16 protein-coding genes are annotated in these 16,305 nt (G+C 45.3%); 4 read left to right on the top strand and 12 right to left on the bottom strand.

Translation table 11 applies throughout. The annotated features are described in order from the left end of the window. Nucleotides 1-152: 152 nt before the first annotated feature. The gene (locus J7623_RS30490; protein WP_291928743.1) at nucleotides 153-836 is read right to left on the bottom strand and encodes a DUF1345 domain-containing protein; all 684 of its coding nucleotides are present in this window, start codon (nucleotides 834-836) and stop codon (nucleotides 153-155) included. Nucleotides 837-1,118: 282 nt separating this feature from the next. Here J7623_RS30490 and J7623_RS30485 point away from each other — a divergent pair, with 282 nt between their 5' ends. Beyond that, a complete protein-coding gene (locus J7623_RS30485) occupies nucleotides 1,119-3,896 on the top strand; it encodes a TonB-dependent receptor (protein WP_291928741.1) in 2,778 nt (925 codons plus the stop codon). A 43-nt stretch (nucleotides 3,897-3,939) separates the two neighbouring features. On the opposite strand, the gene J7623_RS30480 is transcribed toward J7623_RS30485, so the two are convergent. Genes J7623_RS30480 through J7623_RS30460 form a run of 5 tightly spaced genes read right to left on the bottom strand, consistent with a single transcriptional unit; the run spans nucleotide 3,940 to nucleotide 8,732 of the window. Then, nucleotides 3,940-4,596 (bottom strand): hypothetical protein, encoded by a 657-nt coding sequence (locus J7623_RS30480; protein WP_291928738.1) that lies wholly within the window; start codon nucleotides 4,594-4,596, stop codon nucleotides 3,940-3,942. 57 nt (nucleotides 4,597-4,653) lie between these two features. Further along, nucleotides 4,654-5,652, bottom strand: coding sequence for a type IX secretion system membrane protein PorP/SprF (locus tag J7623_RS30475; protein ID WP_291928735.1), 999 nt, complete (start codon nucleotides 5,650-5,652; stop codon nucleotides 4,654-4,656). 5 nt (nucleotides 5,653-5,657) lie between these two features. After that, nucleotides 5,658-6,593, bottom strand: a complete 936-nt coding sequence (locus J7623_RS30470; protein ID WP_291928732.1) for a gliding motility-associated C-terminal domain-containing protein — start codon at nucleotides 6,591-6,593, stop codon at nucleotides 5,658-5,660. Between the two features lie 9 nt (nucleotides 6,594-6,602). Then, a complete protein-coding gene (locus tag J7623_RS30465) occupies nucleotides 6,603-7,478 on the bottom strand; it encodes a hypothetical protein (RefSeq protein WP_291928730.1) in 876 nt (291 codons plus the stop codon). A gap of 12 nt (nucleotides 7,479-7,490) precedes the next feature. Then, nucleotides 7,491-8,732 (bottom strand): hypothetical protein, encoded by a 1,242-nt coding sequence (locus J7623_RS30460; protein ID WP_291928729.1) that lies wholly within the window; start codon nucleotides 8,730-8,732, stop codon nucleotides 7,491-7,493. Between the two features lie 589 nt (nucleotides 8,733-9,321). On the opposite strand from J7623_RS30460, the gene J7623_RS30455 reads away from it, so the two are divergent. Then, nucleotides 9,322-9,882: a hypothetical protein gene (locus J7623_RS30455; RefSeq protein ID WP_291928728.1), complete on the top strand. Its 561-nt coding sequence runs from the start codon at nucleotides 9,322-9,324 to the stop codon at nucleotides 9,880-9,882. 72 nt (nucleotides 9,883-9,954) lie between these two features. Here the strand turns inward: J7623_RS30455 and J7623_RS30450 are convergent, their stop codons facing one another. From J7623_RS30450 to J7623_RS30430, 5 genes are read right to left on the bottom strand one after another with little or no spacing between them, the layout of a single operon-like run. After that, nucleotides 9,955-11,289 (bottom strand): MBL fold metallo-hydrolase, encoded by a 1,335-nt coding sequence (locus tag J7623_RS30450; RefSeq protein ID WP_291928727.1) that lies wholly within the window; start codon nucleotides 11,287-11,289, stop codon nucleotides 9,955-9,957. A 10-nt stretch (nucleotides 11,290-11,299) separates the two neighbouring features. Then, nucleotides 11,300-11,710 carry a DUF6691 family protein gene (locus tag J7623_RS30445; protein WP_291928726.1) on the bottom strand — a complete coding sequence of 137 codons (411 nt, stop codon included), beginning with the start codon at nucleotides 11,708-11,710 and terminating at the stop codon, nucleotides 11,300-11,302. Then, nucleotides 11,707-12,267 carry a YeeE/YedE thiosulfate transporter family protein gene (locus tag J7623_RS30440; RefSeq protein WP_291928725.1) on the bottom strand — a complete coding sequence of 187 codons (561 nt, stop codon included), beginning with the start codon at nucleotides 12,265-12,267 and terminating at the stop codon, nucleotides 11,707-11,709. Before J7623_RS30440 ends, J7623_RS30445 begins: the two co-directional genes overlap by 4 nt. A gap of 2 nt (nucleotides 12,268-12,269) precedes the next feature. After that, the gene (locus J7623_RS30435; protein ID WP_291928724.1) at nucleotides 12,270-13,061 is read right to left on the bottom strand and encodes a sulfite exporter TauE/SafE family protein; all 792 of its coding nucleotides are present in this window, start codon (nucleotides 13,059-13,061) and stop codon (nucleotides 12,270-12,272) included. A 57-nt stretch (nucleotides 13,062-13,118) separates the two neighbouring features. After that, a complete protein-coding gene (locus J7623_RS30430; RefSeq protein ID WP_291928723.1) occupies nucleotides 13,119-13,727 on the bottom strand; it encodes a Crp/Fnr family transcriptional regulator in 609 nt (202 codons plus the stop codon). Nucleotides 13,728-13,867: 140 nt separating this feature from the next. On the opposite strand from J7623_RS30430, the gene J7623_RS30425 reads away from it, so the two are divergent. Both J7623_RS30425 and J7623_RS30420 read left to right on the top strand, forming a co-directional pair. Continuing rightward, a complete protein-coding gene (locus J7623_RS30425; protein WP_291928722.1) occupies nucleotides 13,868-14,437 on the top strand; it encodes a Crp/Fnr family transcriptional regulator in 570 nt (189 codons plus the stop codon). A 66-nt stretch (nucleotides 14,438-14,503) separates the two neighbouring features. Continuing rightward, a complete protein-coding gene (locus J7623_RS30420) occupies nucleotides 14,504-15,634 on the top strand; it encodes an FAD-dependent monooxygenase (protein WP_291928721.1) in 1,131 nt (376 codons plus the stop codon). 192 nt (nucleotides 15,635-15,826) lie between these two features. Here J7623_RS30420 and J7623_RS30415 read toward each other — a convergent pair whose 3' ends face one another. Further along, complete coding sequence (locus tag J7623_RS30415; RefSeq protein WP_291928720.1) at nucleotides 15,827-16,297, bottom strand: hypothetical protein; 471 nt, start codon at nucleotides 16,295-16,297, stop codon at nucleotides 15,827-15,829. Nucleotides 16,298-16,305 lie beyond the last annotated feature (8 nt).

Here is a 16,305-nt window from a genome sequence, read left to right as displayed (position 1 = left end):
TTTCTCCGTCTTTTTGCCGCAACCTATCACATCCTTTGCGGCCACCATCGCGGATATAAGCAAAATGCTGGCATCTTCCTAAAAATTTATTTACTGGTATATAATTTTTTAGGGAGATGAATACCTCAGTATAACCCCAAAGCCTATACGATCTATTGTTTCAATCCGGCTATCAGGTTAATGGTCAATGCCACTACAAACGTATTCAGCGCAAAGGACAATAATCCATGTGCCAATGCGGTACGCCGGATCGCCCTTGCGGAAATTTCCACGTCCGATACCTGGAAGGTCATACCTATTACGAAAGAAAAATAGGCAAAGTCGAGATAATCCGGCCATTTTTCGCTGGGGAATTCCAGTCCGCCGGCGTGTTTGGTTATATCTTCTGTATCATCGTCATAGTATAAATTGGCGTAATGGAAGGTCAGCGTAGTATGTACCATCGTCCACGAGGCCAGCATCCCGGTAATAGCCACTGGTAAATACAGATAAGAGCCCCCTGTAATATCTTTGGACAGCATCAGCAATAACACGATCACCAAACTGGCGAACGCCGCTATCACTACCGAAAAAGAAACAAAGATCCGGCTGCCATCGTCTACCCTCGCCCAGGTACGGATTTCATTGACCGACCGGTTATAAAATACAATCCAACCTGTGGTGATATAAGACAACGCAAATACATCCCAGAGCATCACGTAGGTAATCAGCGGATGTATGTTGACCCCACTGAAAAACAGGGCCGCAAAGGCTACCCCGGTTAATGCCAGGCTGACCAACACCCGCTGCACAGGGTGCATGGCTACTAATAACTTGACAGCTTTCTTCTTTCTCATAAGAATTCTTATTCGCTAAAGATAATCCTGTTTTTCAAAGCTTATCCATCATCTTCTTAAATTATTATCCTACAAAATAAGTAGACTATTGGTCAGGTCAATCAATTTAATTAAATTAGCGCTACTTAATCAAAATCTACGACTGGCAACAAACAGTCTATTATCCAATAACAACCCGATTATCATCAATCTGCCTTCGGGCAAAAGCCTTAAATATTGTTCCCTATTTTCCTAAAGTGACCTCATTGCTTTAGCCATCATCTCAATAAAAAAAACAAGTGTATGAAACGAAAACGCTATGTCCTCTTCCTCCTTTTCCTATTCTCTTATACGGCCTATGGACAATCCATCGAAGGACGCGTAGCTGACAAGAATCAACCCCTGGTAGGTGCTTCTGTTAAAATAACCGGTCAGAATACCGGCGCAGCCACCGACCTGGGAGGATATTACAAAATAGCACTGCAACCCGGCACTTATAAAGTAAGTGTTAGCTACATCGGCTATCAAACGGCCGTAAAAGACGTGACACTGACGGCCGGCCAACATGTGACGCTGGACTTCCTCCTCAACTCCACCGACGATCTCAACGAGGTAGTGGTACTGGGTTCCAGGAGCAAGCCGCGCAGCCAGCTCACTACTGTAGTGCCGGTAGACGTGGTAGATGTAAAACAAATTGCCCAATACTCGCCACAGGTAAGCATTAACCAGATACTTAACTATGTGGCTCCTTCTTTCTCCTCTAATACCCAAACCCTGTCTGACGGAACAGATCATATTGACCCTGCCGCCCTTCGTGGTCTGGGGCCCGACCAGGTACTTGTGTTAATCAATGGTAAAAGAAGGCATACCACCTCGCTCGTGAACATCAACAGCAGCTTCGGGAAAGGCTCTGTAGGTACCGATCTGAACGCCATTCCTACTGCAGCGATCAAAAGAATTGAAATACTGCGCGATGGCGCCGCCGCACAATACGGCTCCGATGCCATAGCCGGCGTTATCAACATCGTGTTAAACGACGCCGTAAATAAAGTAGACGTGAACGTTACTACCGGCGGATATGTGTCCAAACACGCAGAAAATAATCTCGACGGACAAACCGTTCAAACCAATATCAACTTCGGCTTGCCACTGGGTGATAAAGGCGGATTCGTGAATCTCGCCGGTTCTTACGACTATCGCAATTATACCAATCGCACCGGAACGTTCAACGGCACCATCTTCAACGATTACAACGATCCAGCCCTGGCCGCCACACCCGGCAGCCCTACCGGCAAAGACATCACCGACGCAGAACTGGCTAAACGCGGATTAACACGCAACGACTTTAACTCCCGGATAGGTCAGTCGGCCAACCGCGGTGGTAGCTTGTTTCTTAATGCAGCGCTCCCTGTGAGTGAACATGCGGAAGTATATGCTTTTGGTGGACTCAATTATCGACATGCAGAAGCAGCAGCATTTTACAGAACACCTTCCCAGCTCACCCAAAATAATGACACCATTTACCCGAATGGCTTCCTGCCGTTAATCGTCACCGATAACCGCGACAAGTCGCTCGCAGCAGGCATCCGGGGCACATTGCATGAATGGAAAGTAGACTTCAGCAATACCTTTGGTGAAAACGGCGTGGACTTTACCGTAGATCACACGCTGAATGCTTCCATGCTAAAAGCCTCTCCTACTTCGTTTGAAGCAGGCGGCTATCGCTTCCGGCAGAATACTACCAACCTGGATTTCAGCCGTTTCTTTACCGGCGCATTAAACGGTATCAACGTGGCATTTGGTGCCGAACACCGCTATGAAAACTACCGCATACTACCCGGCGAAGCCTCCTCTTACACGAACTATGGCAACGCATTGAAAATAGGCACAGACGCCACCGGAAAGCCCATACTGATCCCTGATCCCAAAGGCAATATCCCTACCCGGTTCGCTGCAAACGGCAGCGCTTTTGCCGGCGCTTCGCAAAGCTTCCCGGGCTTCAGCCCCGATAATGCTACCAACGCTTCCCGTACTTCTGTAGCCGGCTATGGCGATGTGGAAGTAAACTTCACAGAAAAACTATTGGTAGATGGAGCGCTTCGCTTTGAAAACTACTCCGACTTTGGTTCTACCCTCAACTGGAAGCTGGCAGGACGTTATCAGTTCAGTCCTAAATTATTGCTCAGAGCTGCTGCCAGCACAGGATTTCGCGCCCCTTCCCTGCATCAGCGTTACTTCAATGCTACCTCCAGCGTATTCGTTGATGGCGCCTTTGTAGAATCAGGTACCTTCACCAACGATAGCCGGGTGGCGGCTTTGCTGGGCATACCTAAGTTAAAACAGGAAACTTCCCACAACTACAGCGCCGGGTTAACCAGCAACCTCGGACCGTTGAAAATCACGGTGGATGGGTATTATATCCGTATTAACGACCGCATCGTGTATACCGGTCAGTTCTCCGGTAAACAGAATGGTACGCCGAAAGAGCAGGAGATTTATAATATCCTCCGCTCTGCCAATGCGCAAACGGCGCGCTTCTTCGCCAATGCTATTAATACAGAAACAAAAGGAGTGGATGTAGTTATCACCTACACGGTACATCCAGGTAAAGGTATTTTAAGGGCAGACCTTTCAGGTACTTTTGCCCAAACATCGCTGATAGGCCCTATTCACTCATCTGAACAGTTAGCCGGCCTGGAAAATACTTATTTTGATGCGGCCAGCCGTATCTACCTGGAATCAGCCGTACCACGCACCAAAGCGAACCTGTCGCTGAATTACAGCATTCAGAAATGGAGTTTCTTCCTGCGCAATGTATACTTCGGAAAAGTAACAGAAGCTACCAACATCGTAGCCAACCAGGATACGTACAAGGGGAAAGTCATTACCGATCTCAGTGTGAGTTATAGATTCATTTCAAACCTGGGGCTGACTATTGGCGCCAATAACCTGCTGGATGTATATCCTGATGAGTTATCCGTAGGCAATCAAAGCTCCGGCCGGTTCCTTTACTCCCGCGCTTCGCAGCAATTTGGTTTCAATGGCCGCTTCCTGTTTGCGAGACTAAACCTGAACTTTTAATAAAATAATAACGGGGTAGCGTATATACTACCCCGTTATTATTTTACTGCTGGCCTGATTCCAGTTCCCGGATAATGGCTTTATAACGGTTGATTACATTAGGATCTGAAACGTTGTCGCTATCTGTCACATAGGTCTTCAATGCCTGCAAATATTCTTCTTTAAAGGCTTTATTGAATGGACTGGCGGTATATTGTATCTCCGCTTTCTGCACTTCAATTTGATTTTTCATCATTTTCCGCGCGATCCCAAAGTTAGATTCATCACTTAAAATCACGATGTTCTTTTCATAGCCTGGAATATATTTCACCAAAAATGGATCATTTACATTGGGAATAAGAATAGTATTCCGAACCGGATACACCGCGGCAGACATCGTAGAAAAGCCGGTTAATACATCTTTCCCATCTGCTGTTTTCACCAATACATCATAATCATAAATATACTGGTCGTTGAGCGTAGAATTAGTTTGCTCTTCTTTGGTAATGATAGCGGTACCTTTCACGCCATAAGCATTCAGGAACCAGGCGTTGAACATATGCGCCAGGAAAATATTAAATATCGGCACCACAAACGCCAGGATGCCAAATATCCACTTCTTTGTCCAGGCCCATAGCAGCAAAAAAAGCAGGATCAACAGTGGGAACGCCCATCCGGGATGATGGCTGAGAAAATAAAGAATGGCTGAAATAATTTTCATGGGCTACAACTTTTAAACAATAGGTTTCCCAACAAACCTACTACTAAAAAATTGTAATCAAAAATACGAGCAACGAACTTGTCTTAATGAAGTACGCCGCGCGTTATCCATCTTCTTAAAATAATATCCTACAGATATTTCATGGGTACCATTGTTGTAGGTACGATATTTATTCAGTGCATAATCAAAAGCATAGCCTATTCTCAGCTCAGGCAATACAAATACCTCTGCCATAGCCACCACTGCGCTGGATTTCGCCATTCCCGGCTGTAATGCAGGTTTATGATAGAGATCCACTGCGGTGCGATAGCCGCCACCCACCCATACCACATCTTTCAGCAATACAAACATATTCAGGTCAAGACTGGTAGGTCCCGCTCTGTCATCTTTCAACAGAAAAACGGGTTTTAAAGACACCTCCTCGTTCAAGGGTACTAAGGCGCCCCCGGATAAATAATAGTGGGGTTTAGGCACCGGGATAAAATGACCCAATGGTTTATTTTTCGCCTGGTACTGCGCTGTAAGATTATCTGCCGAAAAACCAACAAACCAGTTAGCGGTGGAATAGTATACCCCCGCCCTGGTATCGAACAGTACCATGTTTTGAGCCGCTCCATTAATGCCCGGTTCATTGGGATTGGTGAAATCCAGTGCGTTGGTATTAAGCCCCTGTTGTACAATGCCGGCACCAATTCCCAGGGCCAGTCGCCCTGTTTCCCCTCCTAACGGAATGCGATAGGCATAATTCCCATACGCTGCCAACTGGCTTTGCGCCCCGATTCTATCGTGCGATACCTGTAGCGCCAGTCCTACCCGGTCGTTGTTAACGCTCCCATCTACCGCCAGCGACATGGTTTGCGGCGCACCTGGTATTCCCACCCACTGATCCCGGTAAAAGGCATGGGCATTGAGTTCCTGCCGGTATCCCGCGTAAGCAGGATTGATATAGATTCCATTGAAAATATATTGACTGAATTGCGCATCCTGCTGTGCATGGGCGTGTTGCCAACTCACTAATATCATCACCAGGAAGACCAGATATTTTTTGATGTACATAGTTGTTATGGTTTTAACAACGTGATATAACCTTTAAACTCTTGCCAGCGGCCATTTCCATCTTTAACGCGTAGCAGGTAGAAATAGGTCCCTTCATTCAATCCTTTGCCACTCCAATTTTGTGTATATCCTTTTTGTTCAAATACATGATTACCCCAGCGATTCAAAATCGTTAATTCATTTTCCGGATATTGTTCTAATCCGCTAATCACGAATACATCATTTACGCCATCACCATTAGGCGTAATGGCGTTAGGAATGTGCAAGGGTAATATCAACAGTTGATGGGTGCTGTTGTTGTTGGGTAGTACATTATCTTTTTCAGCCGCGGAAACAGTAGCCGTATTGGTAATTTGCCCGGCCTCCAATACTTTCACCCGGATGGCCAGGGAGGCAGTTTGTCCTGCCTGCAGACCGTTCATTTTCCACAATACGGTATGATCCTGTGATTGATAGGTAGCGGCGCCCATTGTGGGAACAGACAGTAAGTCCAGCGTTACCTGTCGCGGCAGCTTGTCTGTAACCGTGATCCCTGTTGCATCTGCGGGACCATTGTTTACTACGGTAAGATAATAACTGAAGGTGCTGTTTATTTTAAACGTACCATTATCGGCGGTTTTGTTGATCTGCATATCTGCATCTGGTCCCCTGCCGGTGATTTCTGCAATGATAACGGGGCTGGACAAGTCCGACACACATCCTTCTCCGTTATATACTTCTACCGTATATCTGCCTGGCGTTGCAGTGGTATACTCCGGTAAAAACGCGCCAGTGATGGCGATGCCATCCCGGTACCATTGGTACCGGGGAGCATTCACCGGGTTGGCCGTGAGTTTCACCTGCTGACCGGGCATAATGTACCTGACCGGTGGCGACTGCGCCATGGCTACAGCCGTCCACCAGCTCAGGACCAGGATAATGACAGATATTTTCCCCCGCATATGTGCTTATTACTCGATGGTAATAGTTGGTGCACCTGGTTTAGGAGTGACCGTGATAGTAGCATCGGTACTGTTGTACTGGGTAGTAGCGGTATAGGTACCGCAGGTTTTCATTGTATAAGCCACCTGTACACTGTATTTATATTTCTTTTCTGCACCACCAGTGCTACTTGCTGCATCATCTACCGTATAGGTGGCAGCGTTAGTACCTACGGTTGTTTTAGTACCGGTTGCCAGGTCTTCTTTGGTCCAAACATACGTGAGGTCAAAGTTTGTTACAGCCAGTGATCTGAGCCCTGTAATGGTTCTTAGCGCAGTAGCAAATGACACCGCGCTTTTCAACGTAATGGCATTGGCTCCTGTTGGTGCCCCACTGGCCGCGCAATAAGTCAAAGAAGGTGTTGATGGATCTATGGAAGAAGTAATGGAGAGATCAGGTAATACAAACACTGTAAAAAGTACGGGATCAGCCGGACAGCCTGCCGTACCGGTAGAAGCAATTACCTGGTAGGTATGCCATCCCGGAGTGGCAGAGGTGACTACCAGTTTTTCGTTGGTAGCTGTGGCAGTTCCTGCAGGTAAAGCGCCTGCTGTACCTGCGGGGTCCAGTTCTGACCAGGCCCAGCTGGTATAATTTACCGCAGGTGTAACACTGTTGTCTGCAGTAGTGGACTTTAGCGTAAAGCCGGAAGCAGCCGCACAAAACAAAGTACTACCAGTACTGGTAGAAGTACCTTGTTTGGGATCGTTACCAACAGATAGATCTGATGGCAGTTTAATGGTTTGTGCATTTACTTGTGTAGTACTCATTGCCATTAATACCATGAGTAAACAGGTAACAGGGATCAGTAAAAAACGGCGCATTTCGAATGTAGCAATTTTCATATGTCAAGGGTTTTATTGTATTGTTAATGAAGGTGATCCGGGACGCGGGGCCACAGTAACGGAAACGGGCACACGATTTTTTACATTCCCGCTACATCCACTCCTGATGGCTTCTACATAATACGTATAGTTACCTGCGGTGGTAATGGCAGGTGTAAACGTCAGGCTGTTTCCCAACAACAGGGTACCATCTGATTTATACCAGTTATATACTGCGCAGGCATCTGCATTTGTTACGGTGAATTTTATTTTTCCAACATCGTTGATACAGATAGGGCCGGGATTAGGAATGCCGTTTAGTTGTAGCGACAAAGCAGGTGCGGGCGCTACGATTCTGACATCATAAATTCTCAATGCACTGAGTGCTCCCACCAGTCCTCCCAATTGGATATCTATGCGATCAAACGCAGCAGGAATGGCGGCAGACAATATATATTTCTGGCCGGGACCACCTAGCAGTCGTAGGTTGAGTAGCGTACTGCTATTGGTAATCGGGCTGCCTACCGGCGTATTGCCCAGCATGGGTTGTATCTGAAAGCCGGTTAGCAGGTTGAGGTCCAGCAATGCGGCACCGGCATCCTGCAGTACGATATACACGGAATCTCCGGGTTTGGCATTGGTGTTGAATACCACTGTTTCGAATACATCGCTTAACACTTTTACACCGGTGTTAAGTTGCGCATAAGTAGCCAGTGTAGGATCATTGTCAATGGCGAGCCATGGGTTATCCACCCAGCCGGTGGCATTCAGTAAAGCGAGTTGTCCTGCGCGAACGCCTGCCAGCACATCTATAGCCTGGTAACAATTGGTATTGGCCGGTGCATTCTGCAGTATCCATGCATCATAAACGCCCATGCTGAGTCCTGCGGATAACAGGCCTGTCAGCTTTATCCATACACCGTCATAAGCTACCGGGTTGCCGGCAGCATCTTTAGGGGTAAGCATTACTTCCATATCACCGGAGCCACTGGCAACGGATAAGAGCGCACTCGCTGTATAGGCTACGCCTACTGCAGTTTCCACATGCGAACTATTATAAATAAAGGGTTGTATAGTTACTGCAGAACCTAATCCCACCAGATTGGAAGGATAGGCGATTTTTACACTCACGGGCGTACCGGCAGCAATGGTTGCATCAAAATTGAGATACTGCTTTGCGTAGGTAATGCCAAGTATCGCCAATGTATTTAAGGTAGACTGTGTAGCGGGATTTCCATCTGCTGCGTTGGCGTCACCCGATGTACTTCCCAACACCGTTTCTGTTTTTTGACCGGATGCATATTTCCTGATTTGTGGAACCGGGCAACTGCTGCTCTGCGCATGAACGAATGAGGATAAAAAGAAGAAAGAAAATAGCGTGAATAAAATAGCGTACCCCGTCCTCCTGTTATTTCCAGGTAACGTTCCTATGAGTATTGCATTCAAGGCATTCAACGGGAATCGCATAAGGGATAATGGTCGCTAAATGGGAAATTCGGTTCGGTACAACTAATGTAACCGAATAATCAGCGCCATAGCGGATTACGTGGTGTAATGAACAAAATGAATAAGCGCAAAAGATGAACAGAAAATGCACAAGAAAGCTTTGGGATTGGCAATTATTTTACATAAAATATTATATATATTATTATAAAATAGTATTTTATAAAATTTATCATTTATCAGCTGGTCATCTCAAAAACTGGCATGATATTAAACGAGCGCCTTCCCATTAAAACAGGTTCATCGACAAACACCATTTAGCCCCTCTATAAGTAGAATACCGATCAAAGTCCTGTTACTATCTACCATTCATTTTTACCTCCGAAAGATGTACTTATTTAGTATCCTAAATAACCACATTATGAAAAAGATTCCTCTCATTCATTATGGCTTTTTATTGCTCACTGTTTTTATGGGAGCATGTGAAAAAGATGAACCGGCTAAACCAGCGGTCTTTAAAGATGAAAGCACTATCACCTGGACAGTAGATGGCACCCCTTACACAGCAGGTGGTAATTCTGCCTATACCCAAACAGAAAATAAAACAGGTCCTACTTCAGGACTCACGAAAGACAATTCGCACGTGTTGATCGTATTTAACGGCAAGCAACCTGGCACGTTTAAGATGGGCGATGCCGGCCAGGCAGGTCAGGCGGATATTCAATTCAGTAACGGCACAAAAGGTAAATCATACGGCAACTCATATATACCAGATTGCCAGCAAGGTGGTTTCAAATACGCAGACGGTGAAGTTACTATCACGAAAATAGGAAAGCCTTTCGACGTATTTAAAGGCACAGGAGGATATGTAGAAGGAACCTTCACTGCAACGCTATATGAAGTTAACACATGTGGTCCCAACCAGGAACACGTACGGATAAAAGGCGAATTTAAATTGCTGAATATAAGCGATCCGGAATAGAACGTTACACAACATTAGGGCCTTCTCTCTTATCCATCATTATCCCAAATCACAGAAGGCCCCTTTTTCTATCTACTGAAATCGTTTAATGTTTTCTCCCAGGTCGAACACTTTCACACTATTACCTACCGCCGCCTGAATAATACTACTTCCGGCAGCACTCCGGTAGCCACCGGCGCAATGTACTACTATAGGCTTATCCAACGGAATCTCCGCTACTCTTTGTCTTAATTCAGGTAATGGAATAGCCAATGCCTGGTCAAAAAACCGATGTTCCTTCACTTCACTGCCATTCCTTACGTCTACAATAGTATAACCGGAAAGATTGGTGGCAAAATCCTCCACATTTATTGGTACCATACTTTCTTTTCCATCTTCAAAAACAAAAGCCTTTGCTATAAAAGCCTCATAGCCAATTTTAGCAGTGCGGACAATTAACTCCTCCAGTATCTCCCGGTTAGCTGCTACCAGGTAGAAAGGCTCACCCGGCGTTATAATACTTCCGAGCCATGTTTCAAACTTGCCACCATTTTGCAGGTTCAAAGCGCCCGGTAAATGATGTTCCTTGAAAGCCGCTTCTGCCCTGGTATCTATCACCACCACATTTTCATCCGGCGTTCCCTGCGCCCCACGTGGCACCCTCGCTATAGTATGCACCTGGTCTTCTGCTCCCCTCTTATTCAGGTCCACATCATAAGGAAAGTAAGCAGGAATAAAAGGTTGTCCTTCGGTTAACGCACTAACGAACACGTCTACACTCATTTCCTGCAGCGACCAGTTATTCACTTTTTCAATACCTATAGTGCTGTATTTTTCTTTTCCAAGAGATTTACCGCACAAAGTCCCTGCCCCGTGTGCCGGATACACCAGCACATCGTCTTCCAATAACATGAGCTTATTATGCAACGAATCATACATCTGCTTCGCCAGTTCTGTTCGTTTTGCGGTGATATTCCCCACGTTCTCGCGAAGGTCCGGTCTGCCACAATCGCCCACGAACAATGTATCTCCGGTGAATACTGCTTTATTACGCCCTTCTTCTTCCAATACAATGCTGATGCTATCCGGAGAGTGCCCAGGCGTGTTCACAGCTTTCAACCGGATATTGCCCAGCACAATTTCATCTCCATCATCAAACGACTGATGTGGATAAGCAGCACCTACCAGCCGGGAACAATAAATAGTAGCGCCGGTTTGCTGATGCAATGCCAGATGACTACTTACAAAATCCGCATGCGGATGCGTTTCTATCACGCCCACAATAGTAGCCTGTTCTTCTGCTGCATACGCCAGGTATGGCGCCATATCTCTCGCAGGATCTATCAGTACCATGGTACGTTCTGCTTCATTACTGATCGCATATCCATACTGCGCTAATCCAATATCTTCAAACTGTTTAATCTTCATAATTATACATTTAATGAGGTAATTTTTCACGTATTAATCCATATACCCAGGTGCCGGCAATGGCACTCAATAAAGTAATGGAGATGACCAGGAAACCGCTCCCAACCTGCGCCAGTAAAGGCCCCGGACAAGCACCGGTAATTGCCCAGCCCACACCAAATATTAATCCACCGTATACGTTTCCCCAGTGGAACTTTTTATCCGGAATAGTAATCGCTTCCCTGTTGATCGTTTTTATCTGAAAACGTTTGATCACCTGTATAGAGACTATGCCCACTATAATGGCACTCCCGATGACACCGTACATGTGAAACGATTGCAAATGAAACATCTCCTGGATACGAAACCAGGACACTACCTGGGACTTAACGAGGATAATACCAAACAACAGCCCCGTTATTAAAAATTTTATATTTCTCATAGTTGTAATAAAAAAGGTAAAAGATACCAGCTGGCAATAAATCCGCCTATCATAAAGCAACACGTAGCTACCAGTGAAGGCCATTGTAAAGAAGAAATACCCATGATTGCATGCCCTGACGTGCATCCGCCGGCATAACGAGTGCCAAATCCAACCAGGAATCCACCAACTACTATTAGCGCAAACCCACGCAGGGTAAAGAGCTGGCCAAAGTTGAATATATCCTGCGGTAACACGCCACTGAAATCTTTCACACCGTATTGCTGTAATAAGCTAACCGTTTGCGGATTGATATCAACAGGTCCCGGCACAGATAACGCATAAGTAGCAACAAAGCCCCCGAGTATAATACCCAGCGCAAAAAACAAATTCCAGGTTTCCTTCTTCCAGTCGTACCGGAAAAATTTAATATTCGCTGGTATACACGCAGCACAGGTATGCCGGAGTACCGACGATATCCCGAATGTCTTGTTCCCCAGTATTAACAAGACAGGAACAGTAAGTCCTATAAGCGGCCCCGCAATATACCAGGGCCAGGGTTGTGTAATTACATCCATTGCTATTGATTATATAAAGTGCTGATTAAAATAAAGATGCCCATTACCAGTACAAACCATCCGAACACTGGTTTCAGCTTTGCATCATTGGTATATTTCGTTAAATAACTTCCTGCTATAATGCCTCCCACAGCAAACAGGGAAAAGTATACCAGGAACAGGTAATCGAAAGCAGCATGCCTGCTGAGGTCTCCCAGCATACCTAACAGGGAACTGATAGTCATCACCATCAAAGATGTACCCACTGCCTTTTTCATGGATAACCCGCCAAATAAAACAAGCGAAGGAATAATGAGAAAACCGCCACCTACACCTACAAATCCTGTAATCAGGCCAACAGCTACACCCTGCGCCATCAGGCGGGTATAACTGACCGGAGCAGCAGGAACAACAACGTTCTTACTTTTACGCATCATGGCTATCGCCGCAAATACCATTAAGATGGCAAATACCAACATCAGCAAAACAGATTTGCTGAGCAGCACATCTCCTACCTGCAGCAAATGCTCCGGTATTGCCGGCATCACCCACTTACGCATTACAAATACCGCTGCCAGTGAAGGCACTCCGAAAATCAAAGCGATTTTAAAATCGACATTACCTTTCCGGAAATGACTCCCCGCACCCACCGCACTGGTAAGGCCTACGATAAAAAGAGAATAAGTAGTAGCAATTAATGGGTCAATGTGAAAGAAGTATACTAAGATGGGCACCGTTAAAATAGAGCCCCCTCCCCCTACTAGTCCTAATGACAAACCAATAAATACCGATGCTATGTAACCAATTACTTCCACGTTGCTGTTTTATAGCACAAAAGTAAAAGGTGTACAGGAGGAGTTTGGTGACTTATGTTACATAGGGAAATTTAAAACAATCTTATTCCTTGAAAGGCTGATCAGTTGCTGCTTTTCCATTTGTTTCAGCAGCCGGGATACTACTTCCCTGGTAGTACCCAATTCTTCTGCCAGTTGCTGATGCGTAATGTTAAACTCTTTCGATTGATAAACATGCGCTTTCTTCTTCAGTAGCTCTACGATGCGGTCATCCAGTTTCTGAAAAGCCACCGCATTCACCACATCCAGTAGTTCTTCAAAACGCTTGTGATACAATTTGAAGATGAAATCGGTCCATTCGGGATACACTTTAATCCATTCGCTGGCCTTTTCTATAGGCAGCATCAGTACTTCCGCTTCTTCTTCCACAATCAGTCGTACTTTACTGGTATCGTCGTGGATACCAGCCAGAAAAGACATGATACAGCTTTCACCGGGCTTAATATAGTACAACAGTATTTCCCGGCCATCTTCATCTTCCCGCATCACCCGCATACTTCCAGACAGCACCAGTGGTATAGCGCGGATATAGCTGTTGGATTGCACCAACACCGTGTCTGCCGGCAGCTTCTTATACTGACTGTTAGATTGTACCGCTTCTTCTAAAATGGGTCCAAAGAATTTCATGCTATAAAGGTAACCCTATTTCCATAACTGTTTTCCAGGTAGGTACACTTTCCGGAGATGTGGGTCAAATGGCGGCTTCCGCGCTTCATGTCGTTCCAGGAAGGATAACTTTAAATCGGTTATCTTTAGATCAAAAAAAGATGCTTGATGAACAGGATCTTGCAGCAAAGCTATCATTAGACAAAGTTCGTTTCCAGGAATTCCTGTCGATCTCGGAAACAAAAGTCTTTAAAAAGAATACTACCATATTCGATGGCCGTACCACCTGCAACTGGCTTGGCTACATCATCAATGGCGCCGTCAGAACATATTGTATCAACGACCGTGGCGAAGACATCAGCTTTTTACTGCAGGTAAACGGCGATTTTTTTGGCGACTATGAAAGCTACATTACCGGCCATAAAGCCGAATTTATTATAGAAGCCCTGCTGGACTGCGAAGTATTAATCTTTGAAAAAACAGCACTGGAACGTCTGATGGAAAGCGATATTTTCTGGTTAAAGTTCGGCAGGCAAATGGCGGATATTGTTTTCCTTGAAGCCAAACACCGGATCACTGATCTGCTGTTTTATAACCCGGAACAACGTTATCAAAATCTGTTACAAAAATCTCCGGAGGTGATGCGCAAAATTCCCCAGAAATATATCTCCAGCTACCTGGGCATCACACCACAATCGCTCAGCCGGATCAGGAAAAGGATCATTAATTAACTTTAGTGAACGTTTTTAAGCATCCCAAAGTGTCAACTTTGCCATATCATCAAAGTTGAACAAACCATGGAAATAGCCATCATTGGCGCTGGCATTGGCGGACTAACCACAGCCCTTGCGCTTAAAGCAGTGAATATACCTTTTAAAGTTTACGAAGCTGCACCGGAATTAAAAGCAGTAGGTGCAGGTATTATCCTTGCTAACAATGCCATGCAGGTGTATCGCCACCTGGGGGTACACGAAGGCATTGCCCGCCTGGGCAACCGGATCTCTGTTTTAAATATTACTCAACCTAACTTACGGATGCTTTCCTCATCTTCACTTCAGCCCTTTGAAGACAAGTTTCACCTTCACAATATCGCGGTGCACCGGGCCGATTTACATCATTTCCTATCCGAAGCAATTGGAATGGGAAATATTGCTTTAGGTAAGAAATTAAAAAAGATCAGTCGTCACCAAGGCCGCTTTACACTTGAATTTGAAGACGGTAATGTCATTGACACTGAAAATATAATTGGGGCTGACGGGATTCGCTCAGTAGTACGGCAGCAGCTGTTTGGCGAAAGTGAAATGCGCGACAGCAAACAATTTTGTTGGCGGGGAGTTGTAGATGCTGATTTGCCGCAGCAATATCATCATGAGCTGAATGAGTTATGGGGCAAAGGCAAACGATTTGGATTTGTAAAACTCAATGGAAAACAAGTATACTGGTATTTGCTGGCGGATACCGCACTAATGACGCCTGGTGTAGATCCGCTCGTTTTTCTAAATGACTTCCATCCGCTGGCAAAGCAGCTGGTACAAGCCACTCCCAAAGACAAATGGATTGCGGCCGGCCTGTTTGATCTCGCTCCTATTCCTAAATGGTACATGGAAGGTGTATGCCTCCTTGGCGATGCAGCACATGCCACCACACCCAACCTGGGACAAGGCGCCTGCCAGGCCATTGAAGATGCTTATGTAATAGGAGCCTTATTGAAAAAGAATTATTCCATTAGGGAAGCATTCCGGCGATATCCGGCTATCCGGATGAAAAAGGCCCGGCACATTGTTAATACCAGCTGGAAGATAGGCAAGATGGCTCATTGGCAGAACCCATTCGCTATTGCCCTGCGTAATGCGTTGATGAAATCTACACCCGCCTCTACGAATAATAAGCAATTGGGACGAATTTTTGAATTAGATAGCATCGTCTGAGATTAGCAACAATTTGTTAGCTTCCGCCATGCTATAAAAGCCAAAAATCATGATTAATGCACCCGTTAAAGCGATCACTACGTATGCTATTGCACTGGGTAAAAATAATCTTTAAGGCACTCTTATTGAACCAATAAGAGTGCTGTCTGCAAATTACACGTAAGATCAGACAACCACTTCACATAGCAATTTTCATTTATCATATTTCTCTGCGCTTCCAAGAATGTAGTTCCATGTTTTATTCTCATAGGCGTTCGTTCTTGTAATGGTTCCTGTATTCGTTGTTATGCTGACCCTGGTATCAATCCCATCAACGGGTTGTCTGCTGGCGCCGTCAACAGCCTTTTCAAAATCAGGTAAATCGATCTCCTTTACTATCGCCTCCCAATCTTCCGGTGCATTTTTCATGCTATGCTGCGTATTTTTTGTTGCATCTACAGCAACTTGAACGCTATAGTTAACTGAATCAGCAGATATCAATAAACGGGACCTATATCCCAGCTCACCTCCTTCACTAACAATTTCAATCGACTTAACCTGATGGATGTCCATACCAGGATTTTGAATCTTGTGAATATTTCCATTTGATTGACCACTTTGTTCGTTACAGCCGTTACTGCAACACAGCACAATCAGGAGTAGTATATGAATTCTTCTCATCATTTAAAGTT

The organism is Chitinophaga sp. (genome assembly GCF_017745275.1).
Classification (GTDB): domain Bacteria; phylum Bacteroidota; class Bacteroidia; order Chitinophagales; family Chitinophagaceae; genus Chitinophaga.
This window is presented reverse-complemented; position numbering and strand designations above follow the sequence as displayed.

Coding starts and splice junctions, on each gene's coding strand:
- J7623_RS30490 (WP_291928743.1), bottom strand. CDS start 836: ATGAGAAAGAAGAAAGCTGTCAAGTTATTAGTAGCCATGCACCCTGTG.
- J7623_RS30450 (WP_291928727.1), bottom strand. CDS start 11,289: ATGAAGATTAAACAGTTTGAAGATATTGGATTAGCGCAGTATGGATAT.
- J7623_RS30425 (WP_291928722.1), top strand. CDS start 13,868: ATGCTTGATGAACAGGATCTTGCAGCAAAGCTATCATTAGACAAAGTT.
- J7623_RS30445 (WP_291928726.1), bottom strand. CDS start 11,710: ATGAGAAATATAAAATTTTTAATAACGGGGCTGTTGTTTGGTATTATC.
- J7623_RS30480 (WP_291928738.1), bottom strand. CDS start 4,596: ATGAAAATTATTTCAGCCATTCTTTATTTTCTCAGCCATCATCCCGGA.
- J7623_RS30455 (WP_291928728.1), top strand. CDS start 9,322: ATGAAAAAGATTCCTCTCATTCATTATGGCTTTTTATTGCTCACTGTT.
- J7623_RS30465 (WP_291928730.1), bottom strand. CDS start 7,478: ATGAAAATTGCTACATTCGAAATGCGCCGTTTTTTACTGATCCCTGTT.
- J7623_RS30485 (WP_291928741.1), top strand. CDS start 1,119: ATGAAACGAAAACGCTATGTCCTCTTCCTCCTTTTCCTATTCTCTTAT.
- J7623_RS30470 (WP_291928732.1), bottom strand. CDS start 6,593: ATGCGGGGGAAAATATCTGTCATTATCCTGGTCCTGAGCTGGTGGACG.
- J7623_RS30415 (WP_291928720.1), bottom strand. CDS start 16,297: ATGATGAGAAGAATTCATATACTACTCCTGATTGTGCTGTGTTGCAGT.
- J7623_RS30430 (WP_291928723.1), bottom strand. CDS start 13,727: ATGAAATTCTTTGGACCCATTTTAGAAGAAGCGGTACAATCTAACAGT.
- J7623_RS30475 (WP_291928735.1), bottom strand. CDS start 5,652: ATGTACATCAAAAAATATCTGGTCTTCCTGGTGATGATATTAGTGAGT.
- J7623_RS30440 (WP_291928725.1), bottom strand. CDS start 12,267: ATGGATGTAATTACACAACCCTGGCCCTGGTATATTGCGGGGCCGCTT.
- J7623_RS30420 (WP_291928721.1), top strand. CDS start 14,504: ATGGAAATAGCCATCATTGGCGCTGGCATTGGCGGACTAACCACAGCC.